The 19,246-nt window shown below is 52.4% G+C and carries 18 protein-coding genes and 2 tRNA genes; 3 read left to right on the top strand and 17 right to left on the bottom strand.

What is annotated here, in order from left to right:
- Positions 1-187 precede the first annotated feature (187 nt).
- Positions 188-1,153: a Gfo/Idh/MocA family protein gene (locus tag GN107_RS03560; protein WP_155286472.1), complete on the top strand. Its 966-nt coding sequence runs from the start codon at positions 188-190 to the stop codon at positions 1,151-1,153.
- 194 nt (positions 1,154-1,347) lie between these two features.
- Here GN107_RS03560 and GN107_RS03555 read toward each other — a convergent pair whose 3' ends face one another.
- The 12 genes from GN107_RS03555 to GN107_RS03500 form a co-directional block, all read right to left on the bottom strand.
- Complete coding sequence (locus GN107_RS03555; protein WP_155286471.1) at positions 1,348-1,548, bottom strand: cold-shock protein; 201 nt, start codon at positions 1,546-1,548, stop codon at positions 1,348-1,350.
- A 215-nt stretch (positions 1,549-1,763) separates the two neighbouring features.
- Entirely contained in the window at positions 1,764-2,366 is a 603-nt protein-coding gene (locus GN107_RS03550; RefSeq protein ID WP_155286470.1) for an ECF transporter S component, read from the bottom strand.
- 139 nt (positions 2,367-2,505) lie between these two features.
- Positions 2,506-2,591, bottom strand: a tRNA-Leu gene (locus GN107_RS03545).
- A 67-nt stretch (positions 2,592-2,658) separates the two neighbouring features.
- Complete coding sequence (locus GN107_RS03540) at positions 2,659-3,183, bottom strand: SprT family protein (protein ID WP_155286469.1); 525 nt, start codon at positions 3,181-3,183, stop codon at positions 2,659-2,661.
- A 74-nt stretch (positions 3,184-3,257) separates the two neighbouring features.
- Positions 3,258-4,016, bottom strand: a complete 759-nt coding sequence (locus tag GN107_RS03535) for an ABC transporter ATP-binding protein (protein WP_155286468.1) — start codon at positions 4,014-4,016, stop codon at positions 3,258-3,260.
- 1 nt (position 4,017) lies between these two features.
- Complete coding sequence (locus tag GN107_RS03530; protein ID WP_155286467.1) at positions 4,018-4,908, bottom strand: ABC transporter permease; 891 nt, start codon at positions 4,906-4,908, stop codon at positions 4,018-4,020.
- Entirely contained in the window at positions 4,908-5,915 is a 1,008-nt protein-coding gene (gene trpX / locus GN107_RS03525; protein WP_155286466.1) for a tryptophan ABC transporter substrate-binding protein, read from the bottom strand. Before trpX ends, GN107_RS03530 begins: the two co-directional genes overlap by 1 nt.
- 344 nt (positions 5,916-6,259) lie before the next feature.
- Positions 6,260-6,694, bottom strand: coding sequence for a hypothetical protein (locus GN107_RS03520; protein WP_155286465.1), 435 nt, complete (start codon positions 6,692-6,694; stop codon positions 6,260-6,262).
- Between the two features lie 30 nt (positions 6,695-6,724).
- A complete protein-coding gene (locus GN107_RS03515; RefSeq protein WP_155286464.1) occupies positions 6,725-9,367 on the bottom strand; it encodes a cation-translocating P-type ATPase in 2,643 nt (880 codons plus the stop codon).
- A 259-nt stretch (positions 9,368-9,626) separates the two neighbouring features.
- On the bottom strand, positions 9,627-10,457 hold the full coding sequence (gene nadE, locus GN107_RS03510) for an NAD(+) synthase (protein ID WP_155286463.1): 831 nt from the start codon (positions 10,455-10,457) through the stop codon (positions 9,627-9,629).
- 9 nt (positions 10,458-10,466) lie between these two features.
- Positions 10,467-11,957 (bottom strand): nicotinate phosphoribosyltransferase, encoded by a 1,491-nt coding sequence (locus tag GN107_RS03505; protein WP_155286462.1) that lies wholly within the window; start codon positions 11,955-11,957, stop codon positions 10,467-10,469.
- A gap of 134 nt (positions 11,958-12,091) precedes the next feature.
- Entirely contained in the window at positions 12,092-12,823 is a 732-nt protein-coding gene (locus GN107_RS03500; protein ID WP_155286461.1) for a WecB/TagA/CpsF family glycosyltransferase, read from the bottom strand.
- A 117-nt stretch (positions 12,824-12,940) separates the two neighbouring features.
- Here GN107_RS03500 and tagD point away from each other — a divergent pair, with 117 nt between their 5' ends.
- The gene (gene tagD / locus GN107_RS03495; RefSeq protein ID WP_155286460.1) at positions 12,941-13,327 is read left to right on the top strand and encodes a glycerol-3-phosphate cytidylyltransferase; all 387 of its coding nucleotides are present in this window, start codon (positions 12,941-12,943) and stop codon (positions 13,325-13,327) included.
- A 260-nt stretch (positions 13,328-13,587) separates the two neighbouring features.
- The gene (locus tag GN107_RS03490) at positions 13,588-15,075 is read left to right on the top strand and encodes an SLAP domain-containing protein (RefSeq protein ID WP_155286459.1); all 1,488 of its coding nucleotides are present in this window, start codon (positions 13,588-13,590) and stop codon (positions 15,073-15,075) included.
- A 117-nt stretch (positions 15,076-15,192) separates the two neighbouring features.
- Here GN107_RS03490 and GN107_RS03485 read toward each other — a convergent pair whose 3' ends face one another.
- The 5 genes from GN107_RS03485 to GN107_RS03465 all read right to left on the bottom strand — a co-directional run bounded on the left by GN107_RS03485 (position 15,193) and on the right by GN107_RS03465 (position 19,244).
- The gene (locus GN107_RS03485) at positions 15,193-15,894 is read right to left on the bottom strand and encodes a GntR family transcriptional regulator (RefSeq protein ID WP_155286458.1); all 702 of its coding nucleotides are present in this window, start codon (positions 15,892-15,894) and stop codon (positions 15,193-15,195) included.
- A gap of 26 nt (positions 15,895-15,920) precedes the next feature.
- Positions 15,921-17,069, bottom strand: coding sequence for an N-acetylglucosamine-6-phosphate deacetylase (gene nagA, locus GN107_RS03480; RefSeq protein WP_155286457.1), 1,149 nt, complete (start codon positions 17,067-17,069; stop codon positions 15,921-15,923).
- A gap of 123 nt (positions 17,070-17,192) precedes the next feature.
- Complete coding sequence (gene proC, locus GN107_RS03475; protein ID WP_155286456.1) at positions 17,193-17,987, bottom strand: pyrroline-5-carboxylate reductase; 795 nt, start codon at positions 17,985-17,987, stop codon at positions 17,193-17,195.
- 274 nt (positions 17,988-18,261) lie between these two features.
- Positions 18,262-18,342 (bottom strand) — tRNA-Tyr (locus GN107_RS03470).
- Between the two features lie 89 nt (positions 18,343-18,431).
- Positions 18,432-19,244, bottom strand: coding sequence for a metallophosphoesterase (locus GN107_RS03465; RefSeq protein ID WP_155286455.1), 813 nt, complete (start codon positions 19,242-19,244; stop codon positions 18,432-18,434).
- Positions 19,245-19,246 lie beyond the last annotated feature (2 nt).

Below are 19,246 nucleotides of genomic sequence, written 5' to 3'. Positions count from 1 at the left end.
ACAGCGTGGAACCTGTCCGGGCTCAAAATTACCGCTGCAAATAGTTTGATGCTGAACCTACGCGTTGCTTGTACGTTTGTGCCTTAATACAAACAAACTTAACACTTTTATAAGTCTGAAAATTCCAACGATAGCGCTTGCAGATGCGCAATCAATGTTTCACAATGGCGGTAAAGGAGTGATAAGGATGGTTAAACTCAATTGGGGAATTGTTGGCTTAGGCCGAATCGCCACAAGCTTCGCTGAAGACTTCCCGCGCAGTGCTCAAAACCTGTATGGCGCCGCGGCCCGCGATCAGAACAGAGCGAACGCTTTTGCAAAGGAACACGACATCCCGCACGCATTTGGTAGCTATGCGTCAATGTTCGCCGACCCAAACGTCAACGTGGTCTACATCGCCACGCCGCACCCGTTTCACTATGCCCAAATCAAGGCTGCACTACTAGCGGGCAAGCACGTCCTGGCCGAAAAATCGATAACATTGAACAGCGACCAATTGCAAGAATTGATTGACATCGCCCGCAGCAAACATCTCATTTTGATGGAAGCCCAGACGATTTACCACATGCCGCTATACCACACGATTCTGGAGCACGCCAGCGTGAACGATCTCGGCGATTTAAAGACGATTCAGGTGACATTCGGTTCTTACGTTCCCAACGATCCTAACGACCGCTTGCTCAACATTGCCCTCGGCGGCGGTGCCCTCCTGGATATCGGCGTGTACGCCCTCAGCTTCGCCCGGCGCTTCACCGGTTCGCCGCTCCACCTGCTCGCGACCCAGATGACCCCGACCCGGACTGGCGTGGATGGTCAGTCCAGTTTCCTGCTCAGCAGTGGTAATGGCACTCAAATTACGGTTGCTCTGAATCTCCAAGCCAAAATGCCTAAACGCGGCCTAGTCGTCTTCAATCGCGGCTTCTACACTGTCGACCAGTATCCACGGGCAGACAAGGCCACCTTTACGACTCCGGAACTCAAGAGCAGTACTGTGGCGGCAGGGGCTACCAAGGATGCGCTACCGCAAGAAGTAATCGACATGGCCGCGGCGGTCGAAACCGGTGAAAACCCAACACTGGCGTGGACAAGCAACGTCATGGATATTATGACCGCGGCCCGGCAAGAATGGGGTTTCAAGTACCCAGCGGAATAATGACTAATCAGTTTAAACAGACCACAGGCGCAGGGCGAAGAATTAACGTTCCTGCGCCTGTTTTTTTTGCTACCAGACGCGGCAGACTAGGCTGCTGACGGTAGCTTAGGATCAGATTAATAAGAAGTTGCCACAGTTTGAGCACAAAAAAAAAGCCACCCCATAACGGGATGACTCTCTTAAACGAGGAAAGATTAGTCCTTGTTTACGTTTACAGCCTGAGGGCCGCGGTCGCTCTGCTCAACTTCGAAAGTTACAGCCTGACCTTCTTCGAGGGTCTTGTAGCCGTCGCCCTGGATAGCTGAGAAATGTACGAATACATCGCTACCATCTTCGCGAGTGATGAAGCCGTAACCTTTTTCTGCGTTAAACCACTTAACTGTACCATGTTCCATAATAGAAATTCCTCCTTGCGCACGCTGGCGCGAAATAAAAATTAAAACTTGTTACTTTGTTGCATTTCTTGTTTGGTGCAGAAGGAAGAAAGTCTATCGAACATTCGAACCCTGACCATTCAAAAAGTACATGGTTATAGTAACACGCTCCCCAAGTCCGCGCAAGCGTTATCCAAAGAAAAACTGCCTGTAAAATACCACTTTGGAAGAAGCTCTTAACGCCGAAACCGGAGCAGTGCGCGCCCCAATAGAGGGGTGATAATGCCCGCCGCAATCGCCTCCGCAACAGCGTTGACCCCAAGCATTGCTATCAGGACAAAGCCCAGATTCTGGCTGTTGGCACCATTACCAACAATGCTTGCTGCACGCTGCGCATAGAACAGCCAGGTAAAGCCAATCACGAACAAGGTATTGGTGAGTGCACCGCTGATACCAGCGGCTACCATCTTCGCCGTCGTGTATTTACCAGAGCCGATTCCCTTACCAAGCTGATTAAATACTAAACCTGCAATCAATCCGCAAAGAACGCGGGGAACGATGGCAATAACCGGATTACGGAACAGCAGGAGGCTTAATGGATCCCCCGGTGCAACGTAAGCAACGGTCATGCTAATGACGCCCCAAATGAGCCCGAGAGTCGCCCCAGAACGCGTCCCAAGCACGACTGCACCCATGATTACAGTTAGATGCATTGTGGTGATTGCAACCCCAGGTGTGATCCGAATGTAACCAAACATGGGTACAAACGCCTGGAGCAGCAGTAACGCCGTCAAAATGCCCATAACGCTGATGTTGTATGCTGAACTACGCTTGTGCATTGGTGAATCCTCACTTTCGGTGTCAGTATAAGCCAATTGAGCTAGCGCACCAAGGGTATTATTAAGGCCACACCCCTGTCAAGTCACGGCTTGCCCGCTGATACAAAAAAAGTCCAACCGTTTCCGGTCGGACTAGCGCTGCGGGTGAAAGGACTTGAACCTTCATGGCCATAATTAGCCACAAGATCCTTAATCTTGCGCGTCTACCAGTTCCGCCACACCCGCAATCTGGTATGTTCTGTGCCTTAAGCACAAGAAATAATATACGTGATTAGCTATCCTTTGTCAATCATTAAGACGATAATTTGTGCCCACTTTGTGCCAATGGTCGTCCCGAGGCGGAATCATATAATCGCCCTCCCCGCAAAATTGCTTCTTGTCGCATGACGATCCGGCCACCGCAATGCGCACACACATATTTACGGGTATCCACCCGACGGCGTCTAATTAGTGACCGACCACAGCGACTGCAAGCATAAAGGTGGACCCGCTCCACAGTGTCCCGGATACGCGGCGCAAATCGGAGTCCGCCTACTTGTTGCAGCAACCGCTTAAAATCGGCATCCCGATGCTGGTAACCGCGCCCTTGCAAGTACAAGTGGTAGTGACAAAGCTCGTGCCGGATAATGCCAACACGTTGGGCTGCCGTGCAGCTTGCAAACAGGTGCGGGTTGAAATCAAGGTTATGCGTTCGCGGATTAAACCGGCCACCACTAGTACGCAAGCGTGAATTGAACACAGCCTGGTCATTGAATGGTAAATCGAAGTCCCGTTCACTGATTGTCCGGACCGCGGCCAGCAAATCTTCGTTAGTCATGCGTTCGCCCCCACAAACAGCACAGCTGGGCCGAGGAATGTTCCCGACCCAGCTGTGCTGGCCAAATTCATATCTTATGCAAAATAGTTCAGTAAGTCCGCATTGTTGAGCTGCTGCTTAGCTGCTGCATCGTAGTCAGCAACAACGTGTCCAGCGTCCACAACGATCAGCCGATTCCCAAATTTAAGCGCATCGTCCATCTGGTGGGTGATCATCAAACAAGTTAACTTGTTATCAGCAACAATTTGGTTGGTCAAGTCCATGATGGCTTTACTGGTGTGTGGATCTAGAGCCGCCGTGTGCTCATCCAGCATCAGGAGATCTGGTTGCCGCATAGTTGCCATGAGTAGGCTGAGCGCCTGGCGCTGACCACCTGACAGCTCACTAGTGGGCTTGTTCAGGGCTTCATCCAAACCATTTGGCGTCTGCTTAGTCACTTCCAAAAAATGATCCATCTTCTGCCGCAGAGCTCGCGATTTCAAGCCAAGACGCTCACCCCGGTGCATTGCTAGCGCTAGGTTCTCCGCTACGGTCATCCGCGGTGCCGTTCCCATTTTGGGATCCTGGAACACCCGCGCAATGTGTCGGGCCCGCTTTTCAGGCGTTTGTTTCTCGATCCGTTCGCCAGCTAGCTCGATGGTGCCGCCGGTTACGGGCAGATCCCCACCGATTGCGTTGAACAAGGTCGACTTCCCGGCCCCGTTCGTTCCGATGATGGTGGCAAAATCTCCTTCGTGAATATCAAGATTCACTTCGCTGAGCAAGGTCTTGACGTCATGCCCAGCCATTACCTTCACGTTCACATCCGTTAGCTTCAGTTGAGTCGTACCCATGTTATTTCACCCCGTTTCGCAATGTCCGCCGCAGATGTAGCCGTTCGTCAATTTGGGGCACGATGATTGCTAGCGCCAAGACGACCGCGGAAACCAGCTTCAGGTCATCGGCATTGAAGCCCAGCATCAGCACAATTTGAATTACAAAACGGTAGACAATACTGCCCAGCACAACGGCAATCAGCCGCTCACTAAGTGTTAAGTTACCGAACATAACTTCACCAATGATAATCGCGGCAAGCCCGATAACAATGACCCCTGTCCCCATTGAGACGTCAGCGTAACCATTATTTTGGGCAACTAAACCACCGGACAAACCGATGAGCCCATTCCCGACCACCAGACCCAGGATCTGCATGTTGTCGGGATTGATTCCGAGGCTCCGGGCCATCGTCCGGTTATCACCAGCAGCGATAAAGCCCTGCCCGATCTCAGTGTTGAGGAACAAAATCAGCAAGATGATGACCACCGTCACGACAATCAATCCGACGACGACACTGCTGAGGTAGTCCGGCATTGCTGCCAGAAACTTAGCCGCGAACAAGTTCGGCTGGTTCAGCAGTGACAGGTTTGCCCGCCCCATGACCCGCAAATTGATCGAGTAGAGTGCGGTCATGGTCAGAATTCCGGCAATCAGTAGGGGCATGTGGCCCTTGGTTGCCAGCAAACCGGTACAAAGCCCGGCCAGCATCCCCGCGAACATCGCTAGCACTGATGCGAGCAGCGGTGATACCCCGTGCGTAATTGCGGCGACCGCCACAGCGGCCCCGAAAGGAAAGGTTCCTTCAACCGTCATGTCGGGAAAATCGAGGATCCGGAAGGTAACAAACAAACCGATCCCGAGAATTCCGTATAGTAATCCTTGTCCAATTGCAGAAACCCATAAACTCATTACTTAAATACCTCCCCGGACTTTTCAGCTTTGACCTGGACGGAAGCAGGAATCTTGATACCAAGTTCCTTCGCAACCTTTTCGTTGATAACTAGGTTCCCCTTGTCCATGAACTTAACTGGCATGGTTGCAGGCTTATCGCCCTTCAGAATTTTGGCAACCATCTTCCCGGTTTCAACCCCAAGCTGGTACTGGTCGAGACCAACAGTTGCGAGACCACCCTGCTTGACCATGGTGTCAACAGTTGGGAAAATCGGAATCTTCTTGCCGTTAGCAACGCTGGAGAGTGTTGGCATCGCGCTAGCAATGGTGTTATCAGTTGGCACGAAGATCGCCTGCACCTGCGTTACCATCTGGCCAGCAACCTGGTTCAGATCATTAGTTGAGCTAATGGAGTACTTCTTAACGGTGAAACCGTACTTAGGTGCCTTATCAACAACCATCTTGACCTGGGCCTGGGAAGATTCATCGGAGCTGGTGTAAATCACCCCGAGGGTCTTGGCTTTAGGCATGATCTGACGAATCAGCTTCAACTGTGCGTCAATTGGCGCCTGGTCGGAGACACCGGTGATGTTGCCGCCCGGCTTCTTCACACTCTGAACCAGCTTTGCCGCGACTGGGTCGGTGATGGCACCCATGACGATGGGGATTTTCTTAGTTGCGTCAGCCAGCGCCTGTGCGGATGGCGTTGCAATCCCAACGGTGGCATCATCGTTGTTGTTGACGAAACGCTCGGACATTGACTTAAGATTACTCTGATCAGCCTGAGCGTTCTGGAAGTCGATCTTCAGGTTCTTGCCCTTGGTGTAGCCCTCATCCTTGAGGCCGGCCACAATTCCCTTGTGAATGGCATCCAGTGCGGGGTGACTCATCAGCTGTAAAATCCCGACTGTCCGGACCTGATCCTTCTGGTCACTGCTCTTCTTGTTGCTGTGCCCCATTGAAATACCGAACCCAATTGCGATTACCACAATAATCGCAACCACAAACGTAATCATTTTCTTCATGATAATTCCTCCATACTCTGCTGCATTCGCACAAAATATATAATTGCCGAAAAACAAAGCTTAGCCAGTTTTGATAACAAAAAGACCCCGCGCAAGATACTTGTGCGAGGTCAATCATTATGTAGCCCCGCATAGCCAATCCAAGATGGAATGTCTATGCGGCGTTGTTTAAGAAAACCAACATAGACACAATCTGCGCGTCTGGCAGATTGCGTCCTGCAACCCACCTATAGTTGGCTTTGCCACCATCCTTTAAGCTGTGTCAGTTGCTTGCTCATGTTGATTTCCTCCCTGTCTAATTTGTTGACAACAGTATAACGAGTTCTTTCACATTCTGTCAAGCCCTAGCCGATAAGTTGGATTTTCTCTAGGTACTTGGTAAGCTGACCCGTTTCTTCGTCTTGCAACTTTTCGGCCGCGTTAAATGCTGCTACGTCAATTTTCTTGTCCGCACCCAAGCTTGCGGTCATGTCCTTGCAGCCGTCAACAAAACGTGCAAAGGCTTTCGTCAACAGCTTGTGGTTGCCAATGTAACGAGCAGGTGCGTCCGCATTTTCAAACTTGCCGAGAAGTGTGCCATATTCAGCCGTGCCCTCAGCGAAGCTCTTGCGAATTTCTTCGTAGTGCGCAGCGTCGATATCAGCGAGCTTGTCATCATCAATTGCCTTCCGTAATTCTTCGAACTGCGGACTCATTTTGTCCTGCAATTCTTCGACGCGGCCCATGACGTCGTTGATCAGGTTGCCATAACGCGCCATTTTTTGTTGCAATTTATTCATGTGTTTTCACCTCGCTATGATTGTACCCGTTTAGTGGCGCCGTTGAAAGAACTTCACGATTTCAACGATCACAATCATCAGGATCCCCGCGCCGAGAACCATTGCCCACTGCAGCATGTCGAGACTAGTTACGTGGAACAGGTTGTTCAGGCCAGGTACGAGTACCGTCACCGCGAGCAATGCTGCTGCAGTCAGGATGGCCCAGTTAAAGGCCTTGTTGCCAAACGGCTTGATTGTGAACAGTGACTGGTGGACAGACTTAACGTTGAAGGCGTGGAACAGCTGAATCAGTCCGAGCGTTACGTAGGCCATCGTCAAAGCATCAGCGTGTGCCGCTGCGGAAGCCGTGTGCACTGGGAAGGTGATTGCCAGCCAGTACACGCCCAGCGTTAATGCGCCTTCCAAAATCCCCTGCCAGACAATGGCGCTACCCACACCACCACTCAAGAAACTACTATTGCGGCCCCGTGGCTTTTGCTTCATGATGCCGGGTTCAGTGTGTTCCAGTCCAAGAGCGATGGCTGGCAGAGTGTCAGTAACCAGGTTGATCCACAGGATGTGCACGGGCGCAAGAATCTGCCAGCCAACCATGGTCATAATGAACAGTGTGAGCACTTCACCCAGATTAGCGGAGAGCAAGTATTGAATCGCCTTCTGGATGTTCGCAAACACCTTGCGTCCGGCGCGAACCGCGCGGACGATTGAACTGAAGTTGTCATCGGCCAGAATCATCGCACTGGCGCCCTTTGCAACTTCAGTCCCGGTAATGCCCATCGCGATCCCAATATCGGCGGTCTTGAGCGCCGGGGCGTCGTTAACCCCATCCCCGGTCATCGCCACGACCTTACCCTTCTTTTGCCAAGCATTCACGATCCGCACCTTGTGTTCGGGAGCGACACGTGCGTAAACCGAGTACTTCTCAACGTTCTTTTCAAAGGTGGCATCGTCCATCTTGTCCAGATCCCGGCCGGAAATAACCGCGGCGGAATCACCTGGTTCGATGATACCGAGCCGTTCAGAGATGGCCTGGGCGGTGTCACGGTGGTCACCAGTAATCATCAGCGGCCGAATACCAGCAGACTTTGCTTCCGCAACGGCCTGTTTCGCTTCCGGCCGTTCTGGATCGATCATTGCCACCATGCCGGCAAAAATCATGTCGTGTTCAACAGTTTGAGAATTAACGTCTTGCGGCACGGCAGGCAGAATCCGGTATGCCATCCCGAGCACCCGCAACGCCTGGGTTGCTAATTGATGGTTGACCGCTAGAATTTGCTGGCGGTCTTCTTCAGTTAAGGGCCGAACTTGCCCATTTTCGGCAATCTGGGTTGCCTGCCGAAGCAGCTCATCGGGGGCCCCCTTGGTTGCAACTAGAATCTGGTCGTCCGCAAGTGGGTGCAAGGTGCTCATCAGTTTCCGTTCGGAATCAAACGGCACTTCATCAACGCGCGGTGTCTGCTTTAGAGCAGCTGCGTAATCGTAACCACTGCGCTTGGCAAAGGCGACCAGTGCGGTTTCGGTCGGATCCCCAAGAAGCGTCCCGTCCTCTTGTTCCTGCGTATCGTTCGCAAAAGACATGATCTGCAACAGGCGGCTGTCCTTGGCTACCCCCTCAGTTGCGGGGTGCAATTTGCCATCGTAGTAAGTTTGTTCAACCGTCATTTTGTTTTGGGTCAAGGTCCCGGTCTTATCTGAAGCAATAATGTCGGTACTGCCTAAAGTTTCAACCGCAGGCAGGCGCCGGACCAATGCATTGTGCTTGGCCATTTTTTGCGTACCCAGGGCCAAAATAATCGTGACGATGGCAGGCAAGCCTTCCGGAATGGCCGCAACTGCCAATGAAACAGCAGTCAGGAACATTTCGGCTGGAGATTCACTGCCCCGCAGCAGGCCAATCACAAACACAATGGCCGCGATGACCAGAATCATCCAAGTCAACGCCCGGCCTAACTTGGCAAGGTTAACCTGCAATGGTGTCTGGTTCTCCTTCTGGTTGTCGAGCATGCTGGCGATATGCCCAACTTCGGTGTTCATCCCTGTACCAGTGACGACCCCGACACCACGCCCATAAGCCACATTGGTGCTCATGAAGGCCATATTGGTCCGGTCCCCGATCCCGGCTTCATCCGCAATAAAGGCGGTATTCTTGTCACTCGGCACGGATTCACCGGTCAGAGCTGACTCCTCGATTTTGAGGTTAGCGGCTTCAAGCAAGCGTAAGTCGGCGGGAACAACATCCCCCGCTTCAAGTAACACGATATCCCCAGCAACAACTTCGCTGCTCGGGATAACTAACACCTGGCCATCGCGGCGCACGTGGGCCGAGGGGCTGGTCATTGCCTGCAGCGACTCGATTGCGGCTTCCGCGCGGCTTTCCTGCGCCACCCCAAAGATGGCGTTGATGATGACCACGGCCAAAATGATGGCAGCGTCAGCCCACTCATGGACGACCACCCCGGCTACCAAGGCAGCCACGAGCAGGACGATGATCATAAAGTCCTTAAACTGATCTAAGAAGCGGGCGAAAATGGTCTTCTTCTTCTTGGCAGCGAGCTTGTTTTCCCCATCGCGTTCGAGCCGCTGCTTGGCTTCGTTAACGCTGAGACCCGTATCAGTACTGTTTAACTGGCTCAGTACCTTGTCCGTCTCTTCTTGGTAATAATGTTTGGCAGCCATTTTCGTTCCTCCTTGAGTTAATTTGCGGCTAGTTGCGGGAGCAATTTGGTTTAAAAAAGAGACTTACAACCCCGTCAAAAAACAGAGGTTATAAGTCTCACCTAATTAAGGCGGCACCAGAATTTAGCCTGGTTGATGGCACCGCCGCAGCATAAGCTGCTGGTTACTCCCTTATATACAACTAATATTATATATTAGTTAATGGCATGGTGGCAAGTAGTTGCGTGTAAATATTTGTTTACATGCAACTGCATGGCACCTATTTCCGCCAAAAGTCGTCGTAAATTGAAATTGGCAGGTGCCGCTTGTGTTCGGTCTTCAGGTACCAGTTCTCGATCTTGGCTGCAACTTCCGGCTCAACGTCCTTACCAGTGAGGTAATCATCAATGTTAGCGTAAGTTACCCCAAGAGCAACCTCATCGGCGAGGGCTGGGCGGTCGTCTTCAAGATCAGCTGTTGGCGCCTTCTTGTACAGGTGTGCGGGTGCTCCAAGTGCCTTCAGCATCGCTGCTCCTTGACCCTTGTCCAAACCGGTCAGCGGTGTGAGGTCCGCCCCACCATCACCAAACTTGGTGTAAAAGCCCGTGATTGCTTCGGCCGCGTGGTCAGTCCCAACAACAGCACCATGACACTGGCCAGCAATTGCGTACTGCGCAATCATCCGCGCCCGCGCCTTGATGTTGCCCTTGTTAAAATCGGAAACCGTTAGTTCGTTAGCTTCGACGGCCGCAACCATCGCGTCAACGCTGGCCTTGATGTTGACCCGCATGACTTTGTCTGCACCCATAAACTTGATGGAAGCCATAGCGTCATCTTCATCGGCTTGTTCACCATAAGGCAAGCGTACAGCAATGAACTGATAGCCATCGTCACCAGTTTCCACACGCAGTTCCGTGACTGCCTTTTCGGCCAAAGCCCCAGCGAGGCTAGAATCCTGGCCGCCGGAAATTCCGAGCACGTAAGTCTTCAAGAATGAATACCGCTTTAAGTAGTCCTTAAGGAAGTCAACCCGCTTACGAATTTCACCTTCCGGGTCAATTGTCTTCTGAGTGTGTAGTGCCTTAATAATCTCAGCTTGTAATTCGCGCATTTTGTTCTCCTATTCCTGATCCATACTCTGCATCTCGGCCACGGTTGCATCCACTTCGTTATGAATCTTTTGAATATAATTCATTTTGTGGTCGTAAAGCTTCTGTGAGAGGTCAACCGGGTAATCTTGCGGGTTCAGGACCCGTTTGTACTCGTCCCAAAGCAAGTCCAGCTTGCTGGCGGCAGAGGCGCGAATGTCCTGCAGACTTGGTAACTTGTAAACCATCGTCCCCTTATCAAAAATCTGGTGGAGAATCGGCCGGGCCTTAAAGTTGGTGATGGTCTTGTGAATATACGTGTACTGCGGGTGGAACATGTAGAGCTGGGACTGCTGGTCCGGTTCCTCGCCATCAAGAGCAATGTAGTCCCCCTCAGACTTACCGTCGCGAGTATTCGTGATCCGCCATACCTGCTTCTTGCCAGGGGTTGAAACTTTTTCGGCGTTGCTGGAGAGCTTGATGGTATCCTCCATCTCGCCGTGGTCACCCTCAATGGAAACAAGTTTGTAGACCGCGCCTAAAGCAGGCTGGTCGTACGCAGTAATAACCCGTGTACCGACCCCCCAGACATCGATCTTAGCGTCCTGCATCTTAAGGTTTTGAATCGTCTTTTCGTCGAGGTCGTTGGAGGCGTAAATTTTGGCCTGGTCGAAACCGGCCTCGTCTAGCTGCTGCCGGACACGCTTACTGATGTAGGCCATGTCACCACTATCGATGCGGACACCCTGGAAGTTGATCCGGTTGCCCATCTCCCGAGCGACCCGAATGGCACTGGGCACACCACTGCGCAGAGTGTCATAGGTATCAACGAGGAACACACAATCGCGGTGCGTCTTGGCGTAAGCGAGCATCCCCTCGTAGTCACTCCGGTAGGTCTGAATCAAAGCGTGGGCGTGGGTCCCACTGGCGGGAATGCCGAAAATTTTGGCCGCCCGCACGTTACTTGTTGCGTCAAAACCGCCAATGTACGCGGCGCGGGTGCCCCAAATTGCGGCGTCCATTTCCTGCGCCCGGCGACTGCCGAATTCCATCAGCGGATCATCGCCCGCAGCCAGCCGAATCCGGGAAGCCTTGGTGGCAATGAGAATCTGGTAGTTGAGGATGTTCAAAATGGCCGTCTCGACCAGCTGGCACTGGGCAAGTGGGCCCTCAATTTGCATGATCGGTTCGTTGTCGAAAACCAGCTCACCCTCGACCGCGGACCGAATACTGCAACGGAAGCGGAAGTCACTGAGGTAATCGAAGAAACCTTCATCCCAGTCTTCTGTTTCCCGCAAGTAAGCAATGTCTGTTGGGGAAAAACGCAAAGATTCTAGATAGTTGACAACCCGCTCCAGACCGGCAAAAACCGCGTAGCCGTTGCCGTAAGGAATCCGCCGAAAGTAGCTTTCAAACACCGCATTCTTCTCGGCGATACCCTCCTTCCAGTAGGTGTACATCATGTTCAGTTCGTACAGATCCGTGTGCAGCGCAAGGCTGTCATCAGGATATGTTGTTGTCATAATATCCTCCGTATTAATATGACTGGGCGCAAAGCACCGGCCAATTGTGCGTCGCATTGATCCGCAACGCTGGTGCATGACGAGATTTTACTTGTTAAGTTATCACTATTTGCGCGCCACCGCAAAAAAATGCCCTACTTGCGCGCCTTAACGCTTTGCCGAACTACCATCAGAAACCGCGGCAGAACCATCATCCGGCCCAGACGACTGGGTTCCTTGACCAAGCGGTAGAACCACTCCAGATGCGCATTTTGCATCCAGACCGGTGCCCGCTTCACAGTTCCGGAGAGAACATCGAAGCTGCCCCCGACCCCCATCATGACCGCGTTTGGGAGTTCACCCTGAATGGCAGCGATGAAGTTTTCCTGCTTGGGGAAGCCGAGTGCGGCGAGCACAATGTCCGGCTGCGCGGCCACGACCGCGTCAAGTACAGACTGGTCTTTAAGGTCAAAGTAGCCATCGTGCGTGCCAGCAACGACCAGGTCCGGGTAGTCCCGCTGCACCCTAGCCACTGCGGCATCGTTGACCGCCTGCTTAGCACCAATAAAGTATACCCGCCGCTTGTTAGCGTTCGCCCAACTGAGCAGGTTCAGCATCAGGTCATAACCAGTCACCCGCTCCTTTAGTGGCGTCCCGAGCATCGCGGCCCCTTTAACGACCCCGATTCCATCGGCAGATACAAGATCCGCCCGGGCGTGAATTAACTTTGCATAATCAGGGTGTTCCCGCGCGTACATCACGATTTCCGGATTAGCAGTCACAATAAAGCTACCCTGACCCGCATCGTAACGGTCCGTAACCTGCTTGGTGAATTCAGCTAGGTCGTAGTTATCAAACTGGACGCCCAGCACATCTACTTTACTCACTGTTTTTGCTCCTTAAATATCGTTTGCAAACAATTATACCAGAACCAGCGGCTGGCGTTGCGTAGTCGCGGCCCCTGGGCTAAACTTAAGGAAACATACAAAGGGATTGGTGTCATTTTGAAAACTGTTATCACCTATGGAACCTTCGACTTACTGCACTGGGGCCACGTGCGCTTGCTCGAACGCGCTGCTAAGCTTGGCGACAAACTGATTGTTGGTGTTTCAACCGATGAATTCAACGCGGAGAAGCATAAGGAAGCTTACCATTCATACGAGCACCGAAAGTACATTCTGGAAGCTATTCGCTACGTGGACATGGTCATCCCCGAAAGCTCTTGGGACCAGAAGATTTCAGACGTCAAGAAGTACCATGTGGATACCTTTGTCATGGGCTCCGACTGGGAAGGCCAGTTCGACTTCCTGAAGCCATACTGCGAGGTTATCTACCTACCCCGGACCGAGGGTATCTCCACTTCCCAGATCAAAGCGGATTTAGACAAGTAAATAGTCAACTGCAAAAGTGCTAGTAAGTGCCGGAAACCGTTTCTGGTACTTGCTAACACTTTTTTATTGGCTACTATGTGTTGATATGGAGCACACTAATGCAACTACGAAATAATTTTGCGCTTATTTTCAACCTTCAAGCTAAAAAAACGCTCACTTACAACGCCAACCGGTTATAATGGCCTTAGAAGTTATTAAATATTAACTAAGATGAGTTGTTGTCAGCATTCCAGAACCCAATTTTCGAGGAGGAAGCTTCCATGAAGAAAAAAACTGCCTTAACGCTAGCGGCAACCGTGGGTGCGGCCGCTGCGGTCACCCCCGCAATTCTAGCAGACAACGGTCAGCAGACCGCAGCCGCCACCAATAGTAGTAGTGCTGCCCAAACCGGCACAATCAAAATTATCGCTGCTGATGGTGCCCAAGTTTTTGACAGCACCGGCGCTGGAATCGCCCACAACCTCAAACAGGTCGGCACGATTTTGCCAGTTTACGGTACGATCAAGTTCGGTGACCAAAGCGCATACAGCATTGGTAGCGACCAGTACATACTGGCTTCAGAAGTTCAGTTCACCGCCACTCAGACCAGCAGCAAGACCGTGCCGTTGAAGAATAGCAATACTACTACCGGGCCGACAATCAAGGCCGCAAGTGGCACTATTCAGATATCGGCTAACTCCGCAGCCACTGTCTACGACGCCAGCGGTAACACGACTGCTAAAACCCTCCCGGCCGACAGCAAGTGGAAGTATTTTGGTACCACAACCATCGGCGGCACGGAGTTCTACAGCGTGGGCGGTAACCAGTTTGTCGCGATCGACATGGCTGCGGTCCTCGCCCCAACGAGTGCAAGCACGACGACTACGCCAAGCACGGACACGTCTACCCCAGCCGCCGCAACCAATCCAACCACTACAAGTAAGCCCGTCCCAAGCAGCCCGGCAAGCGGTACCCCAGCAATTGGCCAGGTCAAAATCACCACGGCCACCGCAACCCTACTCAAAAAAGACGGTAAATCAGTGGTCTTCAACGCTGACGGCTCCGTTAAACGGGTCACGCTGGGTACAACGTGGAAGGTCTTCGATGTGCTTCGCATTGGTTCTGGGACCTACTACGACCTCGGTGGGGGCCAATATGTTGGCGCCAGCCATGCCCAGTATTCAACTGCAGTCGCGGCCAAGACCGTTTCTAAGCCAGCAGGCGCCACTGAAACCAGCAAAGCACCCGCAAAATCGCCGAGTGTCAAGGCCACCACAAGCAGCAAGGCCGTGACCAGCACCGCCAACGTGATCGGCAGCGTCAGCATCACCTCACCAACCGCAACCCTGCTGAAGAGTGACGGCCGGTCAGTTGTTTACAACGCAAACGGCACCGTCAAAACGGTTAAGCAAGGTAGCAGCTGGAAGGTCTTCGCCGTCCGCCACGTTAATGGCGGCATTTTCTACGACCTTGGCGGGGGCCAATACGTTGGCGCCAGTCACGTCCACTACACGGCCAGCACTGTCAAGAAGGTCGCACCAGTCACCACCGTATTCATCGCGCACGCAACCATCAACTATGTCCCCGGCTTTGGCATTCAGGTCTGGCACGCAGATAGTTCCATGGTTACCAAAGCAGACGGAACGCCAAAGAAACTCATGCACGGCAGCCATTGGAAGGTATTCAACCGCTTGGTCAAGGACGGCCACGTCTACTACGGCTTGGGCGGTGACCAATACATTGATTCCAGTTACGTCATTCTAAATTAAGCCACTCATCGTCAGCCTCTGATCGCAGTGATCAGAGGCTGTTTTTTTGCCTGCACGCAAAAACACGCGCCCAGTGGCAACAAAATCCGCTGGGCGCGTGCTTAGCAATTACTATTCTTAACGATCGAGGTAGAATTCGAAACGACTACCTACGTACTGGGTCCGGACGTACTCAAACGGCCGGCTATCCTTCAAGAAGGAAATCTGCCGCAAACGCAAAATTGCCTCTCCCCGCTTGATGTCGAGATACTCCGCAATGCGTTCACTGGCCAACGTGGCCGTGACCATCTGCCGGGCGCCACCTAAATCGTAGCCACCCTTTTTCTCGAGCGTGTGGTACAAACTGCGCGTGACCTCAGACTTGCTGAAGTCCTGCACGAATTTGTACGGAACCGTTGCGACTTCAAAAGAAATCGGCACGTTGTCACCAAAACGGATTCGCTCCATCCGCAGAACCTGCTCGCCGTCTTTCAGCTGCAACTTTTCCATTTCGGAAATCGACGGACTCGCGACGTGATAACTAATTGTCCGGCTGGACGGGTGTTTGCCCTGCGCCAGCATCACATCAGTGAAACTAGTGACCCCGGACATCTTTTCCTGCACCTTTTGGCTTGCAACGTAGGTCCCGGCACCCACACGGCGCTCAAGTATCCCCTCGTCCACCAGCGTTTGGATTGCTTGGCGTAAGGTCATCCGGGAAACGGAAAAGTCTACCGCGAGCTCCCGCTCGGACGGGATCCGCTCGCCGACTTGCCACTTGCCGCCTTCAATATCTTTCTTGATCTGGTTATGAATCTGAATGTAAACAGGGGACTGCATACTTGATTGCCTCCTCAACTATTAAGCTAGTCCTGAACTGTATCGTGACGCTGACCGTAGCTGTAACTAGCCTGCAGATCAAGCGCCTGGTCAAGAACGTTGATGTCCGCGTCCTTGCCCACTTCAAGGCTGCCCTTGTGCTCCAAGCCAAATTCAGTGGCCTGGTTCACAGAACTCATCTTAACGACATCGGCAACCGTTGCGCCCATGAAGCGGACAGCATTCTTGAACGCATCCTTGTACATAAGTACGGAACCGGCGAGGGTACCATCAGCGAGGCGAGCCTGCTTATCCTTAACGTAAACCTTCTGGCCGCCAAGTTCAGACTCACCCTCAGGCATGCCCTTGCTCCGCATAGAGTCGGTGACGAGTTCGATCCGGTCGGCGCCCTTAACTTCAAAGGCCAGCTTCAACATGTCGGGAACAATGTGGAAACCATCAGCAATGAGTTCGGCGTACATGTTTTCTTCAAGCATTGCGTGGCCGGTAACACCAGGCTCACGGTGCTTAAATTCGCGCTGAGCGTTGTACAGATGGGTCACGTGGCTAGCCTTACTTTCGAGCATGTCCGCCCGGGTTGCGTTACTGTGCCCAACTGAAGGCACGATGCCCATCTTGATCAGCGCATTTTCAAATTCGCGCGCACCCGGCTTTTCGGGAGCGTAGGTGATGAGCTTAACGCGACCACCAGACAGTTCGTTCCACTTTTCAACGAGCTTAGCATCTGGAACGTGAATGTACTCTTCAGGCTGCGCACCCTTAAAGTTCTGACTAATGAATGGGCCTTCGAGGTGAACACCCTGAATGATTGGGTTGCGGTCAGCTGCCTCCTTAACTCCGCGCATTGCGTTATCAATGTTGGGTACGGACTGGGTCATGGTCGTTGCGAACAAGGTCGTAACCCCTTCGTGTTCCAGCATCTTTGTTGCCATCGTGTCGATTTGGTCCGCCTTGCCGTCCATGGCGTCAAAGCCATAGCCACCATGTGCGTGCACATCAATGAAACCTGGCACCACGATTTGGCCGCGCAGGTTGACGATCTTTTCGCCTGCCTGCGGACGGTAATCACTCATGCTACCGACAGCAAGAATTTTGTCGTCAAAACGGATGTAACCTTCAGTAATCTGTTCGTAGCCGGTGTAAATCACGGCATGCGTTAGTACAGTAACGTTCAAAATGGACACTCCTTATTAGTTTGGCTTGGCATATTCCACCACGAGTTGCTAGTCATCTTGCACCAGCCCCTCTGTGCCCTATTTTACACCGGTATAGACCAAAACACAATTGGTAAAGACCAATTATTCGCCCAACTCCTTAGCAATCGTCGCATCCAAACCGTCAACCACGGCACTGCTGAAGCCGGACTTCTCCATCGCCAGGTAACCGGCAATCGTTGTGCCACCAGGGCTGGCGACTTGATCAACTAGGTCCATCGGTGAATCCTTGCTAGCCAGTACCATCTGGGCGGAACCACTAACTGTCTGGGCAGCAATCCGCACCGCGTCCTGCTTGTTCAAACCGTGCTTAACCCCAGCCCGCGCCATCGCGTCAATGAAGAGGTAAGCATAGGCCGGTGCCGAACCAGCGAGTGCAACGAACGTGGCAAAATCATTCTCGTCAAGTTCCATCAAGTCGCCAACCGCGCCAAACAAATCCAAAACATCAGCGGCGTTGTCACTGGCGGCATCGTTCAAGGCGTAAGCCGTCATACCCGCACCAATTGCCACGTTCAGATTCGGTAATAGCCGCACGATTGCTTGCCCTGCTGGCAAATGCTGCTGCAGGTCCGTCAAACTGACGCCGCTCACGATCGAAGCCAATACGACCTGTTTCTCTTTGAATGCCGGCTTGATCACGTCCAAAACGCGTCCGTAGACATTCGGCTTAACAGCAAGAATGACCACGTCTGAATGGAGCACGACCCCCGCGTTGTCCGGCTCAATTGTTGCCCCGATTTCCTGTGCGTAAGCCTGATAGTGTTCAATGTGGCCACTGTGGAGGTGCAAGTCACTACCGGCAACCTTATCGCCGGCGAGCAAGCCCTTGATGATTGCGCGGGCCATGTTGCCGACGCCAATGAATCCAATTTGCATTTCTAACTCTCCTCTTTGTTGTCTGATCAATGCCGCCGCCAGCTGCAATTCCTGCTAGTGGCTTAGTCCGTTAGTGTTAGCGTATCCAATTACGTGAAGCGTGTCAATTAAGGTTTAACTGCAACAAGAGATTACGACTACAGGCGATTAAAGTAAATTGGTCCAGTTATGCTTGTAAGCAGCATAACCCCCACCGCCTGCTTTAGATTAGTGCATAAAAAAACACCCAGTAACACCAGCCTAACTGGTATTGCTGAGTGCCCGGTAATCAGAATGGAGGATCTAGGATTCGAACCTAGGAACCCGAAGGAACGGATTTACAGTCCGTCGCGTTTAGCCTCTTCGCTAATCCTCCATGAACTTAACTAACAACTTAACGTTAAATATATTACCGGACGCTAAGTCATTTTGCAAGTCCCAAACCAAGTGAAAATTGTTAATAGTTCAAAGATCGATAATACTAATCGTCGTGCGCCATTCAGTCATGAAATCGGTGGTGACCCACTCGTGGCGGCGCTTGGTCCCGTAGCCCAGCGGCTGGTGCAAATAATGCACGCCATGGATCGTGCTGGGCGCATCGCGCCGGTGTAGATGACCGAAATCGACATAGTCAACGTGGTGTTTTGCCAAGAGCTCGCCGAGGCGCTGGCTGCCCAGCATCGCCGCCACCTTGCCGCCAATCTTGTCCTGTTGCATCCGCTCAGCAATGAAACTGCGTTCAGGAACAAAATGCGTCACGTACAGCACCCGTTTACCTGCAGCATTTTGCAGTGCCCGTTCCGTCCACTGCAAGGTTAAGTTCATCCGTTCGGCATCACTCAGCGGCTGCTCAATCTGGCCATCGACCCAATACGCCCGCTTCCAGTGCAGAAAGTCGGTAGCCGTCAGCGTGCTGGGGCCAAAAGAGTAATCGTACCAACCGTTATTGCCAATCAGCACCGCATCAGTTCCCGGTAGTGACTCAACGCGGCGGTGCAGGTACAGTGGGTCGGATAGACTTTCCAGCGTTGCAAAATCAACGCCGTTAAGCATGTCATGGTTACCGGCAATAAAGCGGATCTGAGTATTAGGGCCAGTCGCAGCCTGCAACTGGTGGAAATAAGTGCGCGTTGCGCCGAAATCGTTGTAGGTGTCGCCGGCGTTGACATAGTAATCAATGTGTTCAGAGCGCAGCAAAGCCGCCTGCTGCGGGACGATATCCGCAGCGGCGGCCTTGTTGATGTCTAAATGGTTGTCGGAACTAAATGCAATGCGCATAA

Source organism: Lacticaseibacillus zhaodongensis (genome assembly GCF_009687905.1).
GTDB classification, from domain to species: Bacteria; Bacillota; Bacilli; order Lactobacillales; family Lactobacillaceae; genus Lacticaseibacillus; species Lacticaseibacillus zhaodongensis.
Note: the sequence above shows the minus strand (reverse complement) of the source record. Positions and strands in the feature narration are given on the sequence as shown.